13 protein-coding genes, 1 tRNA gene and 1 other annotated feature (1 of these 15 only partly in view) are annotated in these 15,757 nt (G+C 49.5%); of the genes, 9 read left to right on the plus strand and 5 right to left on the minus strand.

Features of this window, described 5'->3' with window-relative positions:
• Nucleotides 1–275: 275 nt before the first annotated feature.
• The 6 genes from C7E00_RS02910 (at nucleotide 276) to C7E00_RS02935 (ending at nucleotide 7,068) form a co-directional block, all read left to right on the plus strand.
• Nucleotides 276–1,505, plus strand: coding sequence for an arginine deiminase (locus C7E00_RS02910; protein WP_105302845.1), 1,230 nt, complete (start codon nucleotides 276–278; stop codon nucleotides 1,503–1,505).
• Between the two features lie 30 nt (nucleotides 1,506–1,535).
• On the plus strand, nucleotides 1,536–2,528 hold the full coding sequence (gene argF / locus C7E00_RS02915) for an ornithine carbamoyltransferase (protein ID WP_105302846.1): 993 nt from the start codon (nucleotides 1,536–1,538) through the stop codon (nucleotides 2,526–2,528).
• Between the two features lie 3 nt (nucleotides 2,529–2,531).
• Nucleotides 2,532–3,470: a carbamate kinase gene (gene arcC / locus C7E00_RS02920; protein ID WP_105302847.1), complete on the plus strand. Its 939-nt coding sequence runs from the start codon at nucleotides 2,532–2,534 to the stop codon at nucleotides 3,468–3,470.
• A gap of 29 nt (nucleotides 3,471–3,499) precedes the next feature.
• Nucleotides 3,500–4,945, plus strand: a complete 1,446-nt coding sequence (locus C7E00_RS02925) for a YfcC family protein (protein WP_105302848.1) — start codon at nucleotides 3,500–3,502, stop codon at nucleotides 4,943–4,945.
• A gap of 94 nt (nucleotides 4,946–5,039) precedes the next feature.
• Nucleotides 5,040–6,365 (plus strand): AraC family transcriptional regulator, encoded by a 1,326-nt coding sequence (locus C7E00_RS02930; RefSeq protein WP_105302849.1) that lies wholly within the window; start codon nucleotides 5,040–5,042, stop codon nucleotides 6,363–6,365.
• The gene (locus C7E00_RS02935) at nucleotides 6,343–7,068 is read left to right on the plus strand and encodes a B3/B4 domain-containing protein (RefSeq protein ID WP_105302850.1); all 726 of its coding nucleotides are present in this window, start codon (nucleotides 6,343–6,345) and stop codon (nucleotides 7,066–7,068) included. The genes C7E00_RS02930 and C7E00_RS02935 overlap by 23 nt, the downstream gene beginning before the upstream one ends.
• A gap of 264 nt (nucleotides 7,069–7,332) precedes the next feature.
• On the opposite strand, the gene C7E00_RS02940 is transcribed toward C7E00_RS02935, so the two are convergent.
• The 5 genes from C7E00_RS02940 to C7E00_RS02960 form a co-directional block, all read right to left on the minus strand.
• Nucleotides 7,333–8,274: a TIGR03943 family putative permease subunit gene (locus C7E00_RS02940; protein WP_105302851.1), complete on the minus strand. Its 942-nt coding sequence runs from the start codon at nucleotides 8,272–8,274 to the stop codon at nucleotides 7,333–7,335.
• Between the two features lie 4 nt (nucleotides 8,275–8,278).
• Nucleotides 8,279–9,382 (minus strand): CobW family GTP-binding protein, encoded by a 1,104-nt coding sequence (locus C7E00_RS02945; protein ID WP_105302852.1) that lies wholly within the window; start codon nucleotides 9,380–9,382, stop codon nucleotides 8,279–8,281.
• Between the two features lie 66 nt (nucleotides 9,383–9,448).
• The gene (locus C7E00_RS02950; RefSeq protein WP_105302853.1) at nucleotides 9,449–10,237 is read right to left on the minus strand and encodes a hypothetical protein; all 789 of its coding nucleotides are present in this window, start codon (nucleotides 10,235–10,237) and stop codon (nucleotides 9,449–9,451) included.
• A 9-nt stretch (nucleotides 10,238–10,246) separates the two neighbouring features.
• The gene (locus C7E00_RS02955) at nucleotides 10,247–10,738 is read right to left on the minus strand and encodes an N-acetyltransferase (protein ID WP_204378545.1); all 492 of its coding nucleotides are present in this window, start codon (nucleotides 10,736–10,738) and stop codon (nucleotides 10,247–10,249) included.
• Nucleotides 10,739–10,948: 210 nt separating this feature from the next.
• Nucleotides 10,949–11,032 (minus strand) — tRNA-Leu (locus C7E00_RS02960).
• Between the two features lie 67 nt (nucleotides 11,033–11,099).
• Here C7E00_RS02960 and C7E00_RS02965 point away from each other — a divergent pair.
• The 3 genes from C7E00_RS02965 to C7E00_RS02975 all read left to right on the plus strand — a co-directional run bounded on the left by C7E00_RS02965 (nucleotide 11,100) and on the right by C7E00_RS02975 (nucleotide 15,418).
• On the plus strand, nucleotides 11,100–12,407 hold the full coding sequence (locus C7E00_RS02965) for a D-alanyl-D-alanine carboxypeptidase family protein (RefSeq protein ID WP_167836438.1): 1,308 nt from the start codon (nucleotides 11,100–11,102) through the stop codon (nucleotides 12,405–12,407).
• Between the two features lie 66 nt (nucleotides 12,408–12,473).
• Nucleotides 12,474–14,315, plus strand: coding sequence for a translational GTPase TypA (gene typA / locus C7E00_RS02970; RefSeq protein WP_408022621.1), 1,842 nt, complete (start codon nucleotides 12,474–12,476; stop codon nucleotides 14,313–14,315).
• 764 nt (nucleotides 14,316–15,079) lie between these two features.
• The gene (locus C7E00_RS02975) at nucleotides 15,080–15,418 is read left to right on the plus strand and encodes an FAD-binding protein (protein ID WP_239928521.1); all 339 of its coding nucleotides are present in this window, start codon (nucleotides 15,080–15,082) and stop codon (nucleotides 15,416–15,418) included.
• A gap of 145 nt (nucleotides 15,419–15,563) precedes the next feature.
• Nucleotides 15,564–15,757, plus strand: a binding site (T-box leader); it runs 18 nt beyond the window's last position.

Genomic DNA, 15,757 nt, shown 5'->3' on the forward strand with positions numbered 1-15,757 from the left:
GAAGAGCCATCTCCTTCATGCATGGCTCTTTTTATGCATGTCGTGAATTTCCTTATGTCATGTGGTTTTTTCTTTGCGTAACAAGTTTTTTCTTTCAGAAAACAAATGATGGGAAACCGGATGATTAATCCCGAAATGTACAATTTCCTATCTGGTTTCTTACCGGAGTGATCTTCCTGGAAAAGCTACAGTAACAGTGTAATGAAACCGGATGCAGCGCCTGGCGCGCGGGACTGTATCCCCTCATACAATTGCATAACATTCAGGAGGTTTTTATGAAGGGAATTAATGTCCGGAGCGAAATCAAGCCGCTGAAGAAAGTGCTTCTTCACCGGCCTGGAAATGAGCTCCTGATGCTGACACCGGATCGTCTGCAGGAATTGCTGTTTGATGATATTCCGTATCTCAGAGTTGCTCAGGCAGAGCATGATGAGTTCGCACAGATCTTAAGGGAAAATGGAGCTGAAGTTGTCTATCTCGAAGATCTCATGACGGAAGTGCTGAAACTCCATCCGGAGCTGGTAGAGCCATTTCTCTACCAATGGCTGGAGGAAGGCAATATCCGGACCAGAAAGTGGCAGAAGAAACTTTACGATTATATGATTTCCAATTTCCATGGCAAGGACCTTGTTCTCAAGACCATGGAAGGAATCTCGCTCAAGGAACTGGGAACCGATTATTCTTCCTACTCTCTGCAGGATATGATCACACCGCCTGACAGTCTGATCATTGATCCGATGCCGAATCTCTACTTTACGAGAGATCCGTTTGCGTCGGTAGGAAACGGCGTCTTCCTGCATCGGATGCGCTTCCCGACCAGAAATCGCGAAACGATTTATGCAGACTATATCTTCCGCTATCATCCGGATTTCGAGGGTCTGGTTACCAGATATTATGATCGGACGATGCCTCGCAATATCGAAGGAGGCGACGTTCTGAATCTGACCGAATCGGTTCTCGCAATCGGTATTTCGCAGCGTACTTCTCCGGATGCCATTGAGACTGTATCGCGCAATCTGTTCTCCGATCCGAATGCAAAGATCAGGACTGTGCTTGCTTTTGACATTCCGGTATCCCGCGCATTCATGCATCTGGATACTGTATTCACACAGATTGACACGAACAAATATACGGTTCATCCTGCGATTCTCGGACCGCTCACCGTATATGAAATCACTCCGGGAGAAGATCCCGCGAATCTCAGAATCCGCCGTGTAGATGGAACCCTGGAAAGCATCCTTGAAAAGTATACGGAGACAGACCATGTTGAACTGATCAAGTGCGGCGGTGACGATCTGATTGCAGCAGCACGGGAGCAGTGGAATGATGGCTCCAATACACTTGCAATCGCACCTGGAAAGATCGTTGTCTATCAGCGGAATGAAGTGACGAACGATATTCTCCGCGCTCATGGAATCACCGTGATTGAGATGAGCTCGGCTGAGCTTTCCAGAGGAAGAGGCGGCCCAAGATGCATGTCCATGCCGCTGATCCGCGCAGACTGAAGAAAAAGAAAATGAAAGGAAAAATATAATATGGGTGTGAATATCAGAGGAAGAAGCTTTCTGACACTCCTGGATTTTACTCCGGAGGAAATCAATTATCTCCTCGATCTGGCTTCAGAATTCAAGAAGCTGAAAGCAAATGGCGTTGATCATAGTTTCCTGAAAGGAAAGCAGGTTGTGCTGCTGTTCGAGAAGACATCAACTCGCACTCGCTGTGCATTCGAAGTGGGCGCGCGGGACCTTGGCATGGGCGTTACATTCCTGGATTCCAAATCTTCTCAGATGGGGAAGAAGGAATCGCTGGAAGATACTGCAAAGGTGCTCGGGAAGATGTTTGATGGTATCGAATACCGCGGTTACAAGCAGTCAGTCGTTGAAGACCTTGCAAAGTATTCTGGTGTCCCGGTATGGAATGGTCTGACAGATGACTTCCATCCGACTCAGATGCTGGCAGATGTCATGACGGCACGGGAAGAATTCGGAGATATGCGCGGCCGCAAGCTGACATTCTTCGGTGATGCCCGCAATAACGTGGCGAATTCTCTGATGGTGGTCAGCGCAAAGCTCGGCATGCATTTCTGTGCCTGCGGTCCGAAGGCTCTGATGCCGGATCAGAAACTGATTGAACGCTGCGAGAAGATCGCTGCAGAGACCGGAGCAAAGCTGGAATTCACGGATGATCCGAAAGCCGGTGCAGCAGGCGCAGATGTCCTCTATACCGATATCTGGCTTTCCATGGGTGAACCGGAGGAGCTCTGGGCAGACAGAATCAATCTGCTCCGTCCTTATCAGGTCAATAAAGAACTGATGGCAGAGGCTAAGCCAACGGCAATCTTCGAGCATTGCCTGCCTTCTTTCCATGACCGCAATACGACGATCGGAGAAGATATCTACCAGAAATACGGACTGGAAGCGATGGAAGTTACGGATGATGTATTCCTCGGTCATCAGGCTCGTCAGTTCCAGGAGGCAGAGAACCGCATGCATACCATCAAAGCGGTCATGTATGCAACTCTGAAATAAGCCATGGCGGAGCGGATTGTAGTTGCTCTGGGAGGAAATGCGCTTGGCAAGACTCCGGAAGAGCAGCTTGAACTCGTGAAGCATACTGCCAGAACCATTGCAGACCTGGCGGCAGCTGGCTATGAAGTGATTGTCGGACATGGCAATGGACCGCAGGTCGGAATGATCAATCTGGCAATGGAATTTTCAGCAAATCATGGCGGGAAAACTCCATATATGCCATTTCCGGAATGCGGTGCAATGTCGCAGGGATATATTGGTTATCACCTGCAGCAGGCAATCCAGGAAGAGCTGAAGCGCCGCGGGATCCGGAAACAGTGTGCAACGATCATTACCCAGGTCGTAGTAGATGAGAAAGATCCTGGATTTGCACACCCGACAAAACCGGTTGGCAGCTTTTACAGCAAAGAAGAAGCAGAAGCAATTGCTGCTGAAAAAGGATTTGTATTCGTAGAAGATTCGGGAAGGGGATACCGGAGGGTAGTTCCTTCTCCGATTCCGAAACGGATCGTGGAGCTTGATGTTGTAGAGCAGCTTGTGAATGCGGGGGATATCGTGATCACGGTCGGCGGCGGCGGAATTCCGGTGATTGAGACACCGGAAGGTCTGAAAGGAGTCGCTGCAGTCATTGACAAGGATCGTTCGAGTGCCCTGCTTGCATGTGACATTCATGCGGATAAGCTGATCATCCTCACGGCTGTGGATCGTGTATGCGTCCACTTCAACCAGCCGGACCAGAAGGAACTTTCTGCAATGACAGTATCTGAAGCAGAAGAACTGATCAGGGAAAAGGAATTTGCTCCAGGATCCATGCTTCCGAAAGTTGAGTCGTGCATTGAGTTTGTGAAACAGAATCAGACCGGAGGAACTGCTCTGATCACCTCACTTGCGCGGGCGGCGGAAGCTCTCGAAGGAAAAACGGGAACAGTCATAACGAAATAACTGTTCGGATTAAAGGGGAAAACATAATTATGAGTCAGAAAAAAGAAAAGAGATCACTGAACACATTTACAATACTCTTAATCGTTCTGCTTCTGGTTTCAGCAATGACCTGGCTCGCAGCTGGAAAGCCATATATAGATGCAGATGGAAATGAAGGAACCGTCGCAGCAGCCTCGTTCTCTCAGATTCTCATGGCACCGATTGCCGGATTCCATGATGCGAGTGATGTCATCGGCTTCGTGTTCTGCCTTGGAGCCTTCCTCGGCCTGGTCAATTCGACAGGTGCATTGGAAACCGGAATCCATGTTCTGGTTCGGAAGATGCATGGAAATGAACTTCGCCTGATTCCAATTCTGATGGCTTTGTTCTGCATCGGCGGAACAACCTATGGCATGGGCGAAGAAACGGTTGGATTCTATATTCTTCTTGCTGCAACCATGACTGCAGCTGGCATGGACCCGATTGTCGGAGCAGCCACGGTTCTGCTCGGCGCGGGATCCGGAGTTCTCGGCTCCACGATCAACCCATTTGCGACAGGTGCGGCAGTAGCTGCTGCCGGAGTTCCTGTCAACATGGGAATCGTATATGCGGAAGGCCTGATTCTCTGCCTTGGAACTTATGGCCTGTCGGTCTGGTTTGTTCTGCGGTATGCAAAGAAGGTCATGAAGACCAAAGGATCGATCTTGACTGCAGATCAGCTTGCAACCTGCAAGGCTGCTTATGGCGGCGCAACTGAGATCGAAGATAATCCGGTGCTTTCCTCCAAGCAGAAGGTCTGCCTGAGATTATTCGCTCTTGCCTTCATCGTAATGATCCTCGGTTTTATTCCTTGGGGTTCTTTCGGAGAAGGCGGTGCATACAGCTTCTTCGGATGGTCTTCATTCCTCACCGGGAATCAGTTCGGTGACTGGTGGTTTGACGACGCGGCGACCTGGTTCCTTCTGATGGGAATCATCATCGGTCTGGTTGGAATGAAGGACAAGAAGCACATGGTCAATGTCATCATGAGCGGCTTCGGAGATATGATCAGCGTAAACGTTGTCATTGCGCTGGCTCGTGCAACTTCAGTTCTCATGGCAGAAACCGGGCTTGGTGCTTGGATTGTTCAGATCTCTGTTACCGGGCTTACCAACAGCGGCATGTCCAGCGGTCTATTCGCTTTCCTGGACTATCTGCTCCATGTGGGTCTCAGTTTCCTGGTTCCGTCTTCTTCCGGCCTTGCAGCTCTTTCTTCCCCGATCGTATCCCCGATTGTGGCAGGAATGAACTGGTCGGTTGAAACTTCAATCATGATCACGGTAGCGGCAAATGGACTGGTCAACCTGTTCACACCGACCTGCGGATTCATCATGGGCGGTCTTGCACTTGCGAGAATCCCTTATGAAACATGGGTGAAGTGGGCTGGAAAGCTCCTGATGATCATTGCAATCTTCAGTGCTGTGGTTCTTACTGGTGCAATGGTAATCCTGGGCTGAATGATACGAGTAAGCTGACTGAAGGGACCGGAAAAATCTCCGGTCCTCTTCCTATTTCGGTTATAATGAGTTTGCAGGATTCAGGACTAGGATCATGAATAAAACATGTAGGCAGGTAACACTGCAGGATAATCTGACTTCGGAAGCAGACCCTACTTCTGTCTGTTCCTTCGACTATGAAGCCATTGAAAGACCGACGAAAGCACTGATGCATCAGGCGGCAAGATTTCTGTATTTCAAGCGCGGCAGAGGAACGATCGTGATTGATGGAGAAACCTATGAGATCCGGCCGAATATGCTTGTATCGATCACACCATGGAAGATCTCGGATGTGACGGAAGTTGAGGAAACGCTCCAGCTCATTAAAGTGGTCTATGACTATCAGTATATCAATACGGTGCTCAAGACTACGGTGGGTTTTGAGGAAGACAGCGTAGAACTGCTGCGCTTCATCACTGCTGAGCCGGTAATCTACCTTGATTCCGTGCAGGCAGAAGCAATTGACGGAATTATGGATCAGCTGAAGGAAGAGCTTGGCGTAGAATCGGTCAGAATGACACCTCCGAATAAGCCGCTTACTTTTCTGTTTACCACTAACAAGATTCTGGAACTGATGATTATGTATCGTCGGTATATCATGTCGCTGCGTGGTGAAAGTCATGAGGTGAATCGGATTACCCAGGAACCGATCATGAGTTATATCTATGCGCATTCCTCCGAAAAACTGACGCTGGAGCAGACGGCAAAAGCTTTGTTCATGTCGGAATCATCCGTTGCGAAACAGCTTCAGGAACTTACAGGGACTTCTTTCTCAAAGCTGCTCAGCAGCATCCGCATAGAAAAAGCATCTGATTACCTGATCTACACCAGCTTGACCCTGAATGAAATTGCTGATCTGCTCGGCTTTGTTGATGCGTCTCATCTGACGAAGCACTTTGTGGCAAGAGTAGGGGTCACCCCGATCCGCTATCGCAAGATCTATAGCAAAGTGAAAACGAACTGCAATAAGACCGATAAGGACGTGGCTTTCCGCATTACAGATTATTTATATCAGAATTTTGATCAGGAACATCTTACGGCGGATGAGGTGGCAAGCAAAGTCGGGGTGTCAATTCCGCAGATGAACCGAGCACTGCTGTTCTATTCAGAGCGGAATTTTGATTGCCTGCTGACGTTCATCCGGATCAATGAGGCATGCAAGCTCCTGACGGAAACAGATATTCCGATCTTTGATATCGCAATCCGGGTGGGCTATAACAATATCAAGACATTCAATCTGAACTTCTACAAGCTGAAGCAGATGACTCCTTCTGCGTTCCGCAATTCCATAACCCTTCAGAAAACGGATGGATCAGAAGCTTCAGAACGGCTGAAACCAAAAAAGAAAGGAAATCAAGATGAAACAATTCATAGCGGATGAGAGCTTCTGGGAGCTGTTCCCGGATGTGGAAATTGCTGTGCTCTCTGTGAAAAATGCTGAGACATTCAGAGAACTTTCAGAAGCTCAGAGGGAAGAAATCCGGATTCTCCTTGAACAGGCAAATCAGGCAGCGCGGAAGTTCCTGACCAGCGATGTGATCAGTGAGAATCATGTGCCGGCGGTATGGCGTGCTGCATATCAGAAGTTCCCTGGCAAAAAGGGAGCGAGATGCTCCATCGAGAATCTCCTGAAACGCATCCTTCACGGAAAGCCGGTCGGGATGATTGCACCTGCCGTTGACATCACCAATGCGATTTCTCTGAAATATGCATTTCCGATCGGCGTGGAGAATCTTGATCAGATCAGAGGAGATCTTCATCTTGGCGCGATGAAGGGAGGGGAAGATTTCATTCCGATCGGATCGGAAGAACAGGATCCTCCGCTTCCCGGAGAAATTGCTTACTACGACGAAGCTGGAGCAGTATGCCGCTGCTTCAACTGGCGGGATGGCCGCCGGACCGAAGTGACAGATGATACGCACAATGAGATCATCCTGATGGAAAACGTGGAACCGGAACGTGCTGCCGATCTTCAGAACGCTCTGGAAGAATTGCAGGATCTGATGCGTAAATATCTTGGCGTGAAGATTGTTCATGCTGGCATGGTGTCTCGCTGCCATCCTTCGATCCCGATTGAAGATTGACATATTCTCGGCTTGTGCGGCTGACTGCATGGTCTGATGATCAATCTCATCATGGGAAACTGCAGGGATGAGAAAGAAGGTCTGCACTGGGGTTAGCACTGGCTTTGAAAGCAAGCAATGGTACGAAAAAAGCTGAATGTTCATTCGAGCGATGAAGTGGTTCAGCTTTTTTTCTCTCTCTGATCGGAAATTCCAGATCCTATTGTCAGCTATTCTGCAGCGGTAACTTCTGCTGCGGGGGCAAGCAGTGCTTATGCTTTGGGATCAGCTGAAATAGACGTACGGATCCTCAGGCTCTTTGCAGTGCTGAATTCGTTTTGCGTAAAGAACGACAGTCTTGCCGCCGTTTTCCATGTCGACGAGCTTGAAGGTTCCTTCTACCTCAACCCAGTCGCCAAGGTTCATTTCTTCTATCTTCACACCGGTAACCGTAACGCCGCAGAGGCTGGTATCTGCATTGCAGCATACCATTGCTCTTCTGCCGAGGATGAATGACTGGTGATATCCGGGGATGTTTTCTGCATACATTCCGCGCAGGACGACGGTCTTCCCATCATACTTTTCTGGGTCTTCCGTGCAGTCCATATACCAGAGACCATAGTCATCATCTTTGATGTCGATGACTGCTGCATTGAGGTCAAATGGAAGAGTGCCGCTTTTCAGCTCCACAGGTTCTCCGAAGTTTCCTTCGTAATAGATCTGTGCTCTGCGATTGATTGCCTTGATGTTGCCTCTCAGCATGCGGCCGTTGGTATCGGGCGTGCAGCGGTTGACGATCACCGTGTCGCTGTATCGAAGCTGCTCGAACATCATGGAACGCATGTTGCTGATATAGGATTCAAAGGTCCCTGCATCGACGGTCGTCAGGATCTGCACCAGCGGCCAGAAATCCGGCATCTCACTGAGCAGAGTATCGCTGATCGGGACGCTGCCGTTGTATTCGATGAAGACGAATGAAGGGTGGTAGATTGTGTCGAGCTCTCTCATCCGCTCTTTCGTGAGCTGGTCCGGAGAATCAAAATACTCTACGAATGCGTTGTGAGAATCGAGAAATTGCTCGTCATATTCGGTTTCTCCCTGTTCAAAGCATAGGATCAGAGAACGCTGGACGCCTTCCATGAACTGAGGGTCGTCCATGGTCTGTCTGATCAGCGTTGTTTTTCCGCTGTCTAGGAAACCGGTAAAAAGATACACAGGAGTCGGCATCGGATTACTTCACCTGGAAGATTTCTTTGATCTGGCCAAGATCAACGTGCTCTCCGATGACGGTGATCAGGCCCGTATATGCGGGGCTTCCTCTGCGGACATCGATATCGCCTGGGACGAAGTCGAAGAAGATCCATCCATTCTCATGATCCGGAACAATTCCCTTTGCGCGGACAATGTTGTCGCCTAGCTTGCTGAGCGCAGTGCGGATTTCTTCTTCAGAGTAATGATTGATGGTTTCGATTCCGATGGAATCAAAGACTTCATCCGCATCATGTTCTCCGTGATGATGGTGATGGTGGTGATGCTCGTGCTCATCCTCTCCCAGATGGATCCGGTTTCCTTCAGAGAGTCCTTCATTCGGATCGGTTTCATGTTCATGATGATGTTCATGCTCATCGTGATCATCATGTTCATGATGATGCTCATGCTCATCGTGTTCATCATGTTCATGATGATGTTCATGTTCTTCATCTTCGTCATCATCGTCATCTTCTCCGAGATCTTCCGGGAAGCCGCTGGATGCACCGGTCATCGCATCGAAGATTGCCTGTCCGGAAAGCTCATCCCATGGGGTGGTGATGACTCTCGCATCTGGGTTCAGCTCACGGATGATTTCTGTATCCGCCTCAAGCTTTGCCTCGTCCACATTCTGGGTTTTGGAAAGAATGACGCAGGATGCAGTTGCGATCTGATCGTCAAAGAATTCCTTGAAATTCCGGTGATACACTTTGCAGCGAGCTGCGTCGACCACAGTGCTGTAGCTGTCCAGTTCAACCCCGCTGACTGTTTTCACTGCCCGCAGGATATCGGAAAGCTTTCCGACCCCGGAAGGCTCAATGATGATCCGGTCCGGATGATAGGTATCGATGACCTGCTGCAGAGACTTCTCAAAATCACCTTTCAGGGTGCAGCAGATGCAGCCGCTGTTTATTTCGCGGATCTCAATGCCGGACTCCTTCAGGAATCCTCCGTCAATGCCGATTTCGCCGAATTCATTTTCTACAAGGACTACCTTCTGGCCATGGAAAACATCTTTGATCAGCTTTGAGATCAGAGTTGTCTTTCCGGCTCCGAGGAATCCGGAAATTACATCTACTTTTGTCATAACTACCTTCTTTCTTTTTCGCATCCTCATTATAAGCGGGTTTTGGAAATTGTCATGCCTATCGCCTCACTGGCTCAGCTTGCGAAGATCTGCCCCGCAGAATGGGCAGAACTCAGTCAGAAACGGCTTCCCATCGATGCTAGGGGCAAGCTTGCCGCAGGAAGGACATACTGTCGTTCCATCCGGGGTTTCAGTCCAGGTGAATCTGCCTTCTTTTCTTGCGGCATACTGATTCCTTTCGGCCTTTGCCTGCCGTTCAATCGTGAAGGAAGGATCCTGATGATTGCGCCTTGCGAAGGATTCATAATCCTGATACGTCCATCGCATGCGGTCTGTTTTCTGACGGAACGCTTCATATTCCTGCTGCAGTGCTTCGAGAGAATGCTCCAGTTCCCGCATGGCATTCAGGTTGTCAGCGCTGCGGTACTGGTCCATCTTCCAGAACACGCTGCGGATCAGGCTGTCTTTCAGCATCTCACGCTGCTGATCAGAGATGGCGCGCTTCTGAGCCTTGCGTTTTACGATGAGATCCGGGCCGGCAAGGATCCCTGCATACGGAGGAATATAATTATCAAATACAGGCTGCTGATTCCAGAGGTCCATCCCGCAGACCAGATAGTTGTAATCTCCGTACCAGCTTTTTCTTGCGTCCGATTTCAGATCGGAGACACTGACCTTCAGCTCATAGCATCGGAAGATACTGTGACTGTCCATGGACATGTAATCGACGATCTCGTCCCCATGGGAATTATGGGCAAAACCGATCGTGACCTCTCTGCAGCCGTATTCCCGTCTTTGTCTGCTTCTCTGATCCAGTGCTTCTTCCAGATCCAGAGTTTCCTGTGTTTTTGCCATACCTGTATTTTAGATCTTTTCGAAGGCGATCCGAGGATCATCGTCTTCTTCTACGTGAATGAGACCTGTTCTCTGAAATCCGAGCTTCAGCAAAGTCTTCTGCATGATGAGATTGTCCGGATGCGTATCCATTCTGAGATGGCCGGATTTTCTGAACATCTGCTGAATACACCAGGATCCGGCACCTGGAATAATCCTTGCGGAAGCGATCCGATGCACGACGCCATATGGCGAATCTGACAGCCAGGCTCCTTCAATGTTCCGATAGGTCGGATCTATGTCTTTTCCGAAGTCATAGTAAAAGACTGCAGCAATCTGACTGCCTTCGATGCATACATAGCTTTTTGAGGCTGCGATATCCATACGGATCCGTTCTTCGCTAGGCCAGTTCGAAAGTCCCCACTGGCGGGGATTCCCGGTTTCTTTCATGAATTCTCTGGCACTGGCATAGATCTTCATGACTGTCCCAAGATCTTCCGGTTTTGCAAGTCTTAATTCCATTGGAGCTCCTTCCTGTCTCTGTGTCTTTTAACATCATACTGCAGGCATTCTTCTGATCGGAATGGTCTTCCTGCATGGCGCAGTTAATGGAAGATACCATTCTGCCTGGATCAGATGAAACCGGAATCGACCGGTCCGCTGCAGAGAAGCGCAAGAAAAACCGCCCAATCAGCTTCTGTGATTTCTGAGCGGCTTCCTATTGCTAATGAATGGTGCACCAGACAGGACTTGAACCTGCACGGGTCTCCCCATACGCCCCTCAAGCGTACGTGTCTGCCATTCCACCACTGGTGCATGCCTAGATATTATATACACCGTCGACGAAAAGGTCAAAGGATTGCTATAATTTTTTATGATGAAAATGATATGGAAAATCCTGGCGGCAGGGATGCTGGTGCTTTCCATGGCTGCCTGCAGGCAGGAAACCGCCGTCTGCGAGCCGGAAGAAACTTATGCTGCTCCGGAAGATTTTCCGGATCTTTTCTGTGACTATTACTTTCTCGAGGATTCTGAAACAGGGCAGGTGATTCTGGACCATCGCAGCGAAGAACAGATTTTCCCTGCTTCGATGACCAAGATGATGACCGCCATCCTTGCGATTGAGCAGATTCCTGATCCTGAGAATACCGTGATTCCGTTTACGGAAGAAATGCTTGCAGGTCTGGTAGAAGCCAATGCAAACAGGGCTGGATTCGTCCCGGGAGATGCGCCGACCGCCCTGGACTATATCTATGGAGATCTGCTTCCATCCGGGGCTGATTGTTCGAGAGCGCTTGCGTTCTATCTGGCAGGAAGTGAAGAAGCCTTCGTGGAACAGATGAATGCGAAGGCGGCAGAACTGGGCATGCAAGATACGCATTTTGTGAATACAACCGGTCTGCATGAGGATGATCATTACAGCACCTGCCGCGATATGGCAGTGCTGCTGAATTACTGCATGCAGAATGAACTCTTCCGGACCGTGATCACCACTGAGATCTGGAGAACAGAACCGCTTGCACATTACCGCCGTGGTCTCTTGATGCAGAACTATGTGCTGCTGTACATCAACCAGGAAGATCCTCCGTTCAGCTATGAGTTCGACATCCCGGGATTCATCGGCGGAAAGTCCGGATATACGATTGAGGGACAGTATACGCTTGCCAGCTGTGCAAAGATCGGCGGCATTCCTCTGACGATGGTCAACGCCCATGGCTACCATATTGAGCACTATCCGGCTTCGATTTCGGATGCGGCGGCTCTCTATCACTGGTTCTCAGAACATTATGAACGGAAAGAAGCAGTCTCTGCCGGGCAGGACTTCGGACCTCTGAAGGTCCGGGAAAGCACGGAAGGCGATATCCGGGTTCTGGTTTCAGATTCCCTGACCCTGGATCTTCCGGAAGAGGAGAATGTTCATTACAAGGTAATCCTTCCGGATTCCGTCACTGCTCCGGTTGCAGAAGGAGAAACGGTCGGGACGCTTGAGATCTATGCCTATGATACGCTGGCAGGAACAGTGAATCTGGTTTCTGCAGAGAGCAGGACGAGAACTGCCGGAGGGGTGCTGTATACCTTTGCGGAAGAACGGATCATTCCGGAACTGCCTGGTATCCTGGCTGTTCTGGCATTGATGATCGGGGTGATATTCATGCTGAAGCGCGAACATCCTGGCAAACCGCATAGCTGAGAGGTTGCTTATTGCAGAAAAAAAGCTCGCATCATATAATAGGGAACGTTTCGAGGAAGAATGAATATGGATTATCAGAAGATTATCAACATTGCGGTGATCGCACATGTCGATGCCGGAAAATCTACGCTTGTAAATGCATTCCTGAAGCAGAGCCATGTCTTCAAGGATAACGAGAAGGTTGTGGACTGCATCATGGACAGCAATGACCTCGAACGGGAGAGAGGAATCACCATCTATTCCAAGAACTGCTCTGTCCAGTACAAGGATTACAAGATCAATATCGTCGACACTCCGGGGCATGCGGATTTCTCCTCGGAAGTGGAACGCATCATCAAGACGGTCGATACGGTGATCCTGCTGGTAGACTCTGCGGAAGGACCGATGCCTCAGACCCGTTTCGTTCTCCAGAAGTCTCTTGAAATCGGCCTGCGTCCGATTCTGCTCATCAATAAGATGGACAAGCCTGATGCACGCGCAAATGAAGTCATTGATGAAGTCTATGATCTGTTCCTGGAGCTCAATGCGACAGATGATCAGCTCGACTTCCCGATTCTTTATGGTGTCGCAAGAGAAGGAATCGTGCGCTACAACTGGGACACGGATACGAACAATGACATCACGCCGCTGTTTGAGACGATTCTGCATCATACCCAGGCTTATCCGGATCTGACGAAGGAACCGGTTCAGATGCAGGTATGTGCACTTGCGTATGATGACTATATCGGCAGACTTGGCATCGGACGGATTTACTCCGGCACGCTCAAAGCTGCTACCCAGTATGAAGTCTGCAACGCTGAAGGAAAGACCGGCAAAGGAAAGACCAATCAGATCTTTGTCTACAAAGGACTTTCCAGAATCCCGGTCAATGAGATTCAGTGCGGTGAGATCTGCATGATTTCGGGGATTCCTGATATCTCGATCGGCGATACGCTCTGCCCGGATGGAGCTCCGGATCCGCTGCCGATGATCAAGATCGAAGAGCCGACGCTGTCCATGAACTTCATGGTCAACGATTCTCCGTTTGCCGGACAGTCCGGCAAGTATGTGACTTCCCGCAATATCCGCGAACGTCTGGAAAAGGAACTGGAAGTCAATGTCGGTCTCAAGGTAGAAGAAACCGGATCCACTGATACCTTCAAGGTATCCGGACGCGGCGAACTTCATCTGACGGTTCTTCTGGAGCAGATGCGCCGTGAAGGCTATGAAGTTGCTGTTTCCAGACCGGAAGTCATTCTGAAGAAGATTAACGGACAGACTTGCGAACCGGTTGAAGAAGTTGTCTGCGATGTGCCGAATGAATATTCCGGAACGGTCATCAGTGTGCTGAACAAGAGAAAAGGCATGCTGCAGAACATGGAAGACAATGGCTCTTATACCCGTGTGACTTACCTGGTCCCGACCAGAGGCCTGATCGGCTACCGCACTGCGTTCATCAATACCACACATGGCGAAGGAACGATGGTCCGCAGACTTGCGGGCTATGAGCCATGGAAGGGAGATATCCCGCAGCGTGAGAATGGTGCGCTGATTTCCACGGAAACCGGAAGTGCCATGACCTATGCACTCTGGAACATCCAGGAGCGCGGCCAGTTGTTCATCGGTGCGCAGACTCCGGTCTATGAGGGAATGATCATCGGTGTTTCCAGCAAGAACAAGGATATGACGGTCAACCCGATCAAGAACAAGAAGATGACGGCTGTCCGTTCGACCGGAAATGATGAAGCCATGAAGCTTGTTCCGCCGAAGATCCTGACTCTGGAAGAAGCAATTGAATTCATCAATGATGATGAGCTCGTTGAAATCACGCCGACCGATATCCGTGTGCGCAAGAAGTATCTGACGATCATCGACCGCCGCAGACACGCTCGTGAACTGGGCAAGATTGATGACGAGGAAGACGAATAGAAAATGGAAGAGGAACTCGAAATTCCTCTTTTGTTTTCGGAAATGCCGGTTTTTTCTTCTTCCTGTACTGCCGGAAAATAAAAAAACCGCAGCAGATCAGAGATTGATCTGGCGGACTGTATTTTCCCGACTTTTTAATTATAGCAGAAAAGATAGTGAATGTAAGGGCTTCCAAATGTGCCGGAAAGGGATTATATAGAAAGTGCAAAGGGAACCGGCAGGAATGAGAATCCTGACAGATCGTTCCCGGGAGGTCATGAATATGAGAAGACCAGGAATTCATGGAGGCAGCGCCATCTGAAAAGGTGAGCCTGCGTTAACAATTGCTTCAGATCTGCTGATCTGCCGGAGAACAGGTGATCCAGGAATCTGAAACAGAAGACAGCCGGAAGATGGTGTAAAAACAGAAGGAAAAGAGGACGGATTCGATATCCGGACAAGTACTTCTGGGTATGAATGGAAATGTATCGATGCTGTACCGATTGAGAATTACAATTCAACACGCAGTAAGTTCCACAATGGATTGAAAAATGGTTTGATCTCCGGACTGTCACGATTGACGGATGGGCACAAAGATCCGGTGTCAACGGCAGCAGGTCGCATAAAGAGGGCTCGCAGGAAATGCGAGCCTTTTATCTGCGGTAAAGTTCCTGAGCAAGATCAATGTATTTCTGAACTGCATCTGAGACAGGAGTCTTATATATGATCCCGTAGGTACGGTCCCATCCTTCTGAGAGCGGTATGGAAAGAAGACTGCTTATGGATTGCAGAAAGAGATTGGCGGTGATCAGAATCGTCCCGTCAGACATGCATGCATAAGCCGCTTCTGCCTGATGATCGACATCATCCCTGAGAATCAGATTGAAGGCACCCTCTATGGCTATCAGTTCGGGGCTGGCGCACATTATTGCATGGGCGGCATCCAGATCAATGAGAAGACGCAGGTGCTGGATACGGATGGAAATGTGATTCCTGGACTTTATGCAGCTGGCGAAGTTGCCGGCGGGTTCCATGGGACCTTCCGGGTAGATGGTTCAGGTCTCGGGGACAGCTTCACGTGCGGAAGACTTGCCGGAAAGACCATGGCTGAACTGATCGGCTGATCTGCAGGACTCTGCCCCATGGGGACAGAGTTTTTTAAGAAATTTAATGAAAATGTAGTGCAAAAGAGTCCGATAAAATGAATACTTTTTCAGAAACAGAAAAGAAAATGATTGACAAACGATCCCTGCTCGACTAATCTAAGTTCAAAGTTCTGAGAACAGAAGAGTATCTGCTTAGGGCCATCAGCGAGCCGGGACAGAGTGGAAGTCCGGCGGCAACCGCAGCAGAGAAGCGCATCTGGGAGAAGTTCTTCTGAACGGGAGTAGGAAGAAACGCGGTCCGGCGTTACAGGAAAGAGGTGGCTGGCTGAAGAAGCCGGCAATCAGAGTGGTACCGCG

The sequence above is a fragment of the Anaerolactibacter massiliensis genome, assembly GCF_900290205.1.
In the GTDB taxonomy this organism is placed as follows: domain Bacteria; phylum Bacillota_I; class Bacilli_A; order Erysipelotrichales; family Erysipelotrichaceae; genus Bulleidia; species Bulleidia intestinalis.

Excerpts from the sequence above, each read along its gene's own strand:
- C7E00_RS02930 (WP_105302849.1), top strand. The coding sequence starts at position 5,040 with ATGAATAAAACATGTAGGCAGGTAACACTGCAGGATAATCTGACTTCG.
- C7E00_RS02910 (WP_105302845.1), top strand. The coding sequence starts at position 276 with ATGAAGGGAATTAATGTCCGGAGCGAAATCAAGCCGCTGAAGAAAGTG.
- C7E00_RS02945 (WP_105302852.1), bottom strand. The coding sequence starts at position 9,382 with ATGACAAAAGTAGATGTAATTTCCGGATTCCTCGGAGCCGGAAAGACA.
- argF (WP_105302846.1), top strand. The coding sequence starts at position 1,536 with ATGGGTGTGAATATCAGAGGAAGAAGCTTTCTGACACTCCTGGATTTT.
- C7E00_RS02965 (WP_167836438.1), top strand. The coding sequence starts at position 11,100 with ATGATATGGAAAATCCTGGCGGCAGGGATGCTGGTGCTTTCCATGGCT.
- arcC (WP_105302847.1), top strand. The coding sequence starts at position 2,532 with ATGGCGGAGCGGATTGTAGTTGCTCTGGGAGGAAATGCGCTTGGCAAG.
- C7E00_RS02925 (WP_105302848.1), top strand. The coding sequence starts at position 3,500 with ATGAGTCAGAAAAAAGAAAAGAGATCACTGAACACATTTACAATACTC.
- C7E00_RS02940 (WP_105302851.1), bottom strand. The coding sequence starts at position 8,274 with ATGCCGACTCCTGTGTATCTTTTTACCGGTTTCCTAGACAGCGGAAAA.
- C7E00_RS02950 (WP_105302853.1), bottom strand. The coding sequence starts at position 10,237 with ATGGCAAAAACACAGGAAACTCTGGATCTGGAAGAAGCACTGGATCAG.
- C7E00_RS02935 (WP_105302850.1), top strand. The coding sequence starts at position 6,343 with ATGAAACAATTCATAGCGGATGAGAGCTTCTGGGAGCTGTTCCCGGAT.
- typA (WP_408022621.1), top strand. The coding sequence starts at position 12,474 with ATGGATTATCAGAAGATTATCAACATTGCGGTGATCGCACATGTCGAT.
- C7E00_RS02955 (WP_204378545.1), bottom strand. The coding sequence starts at position 10,738 with ATGGAATTAAGACTTGCAAAACCGGAAGATCTTGGGACAGTCATGAAG.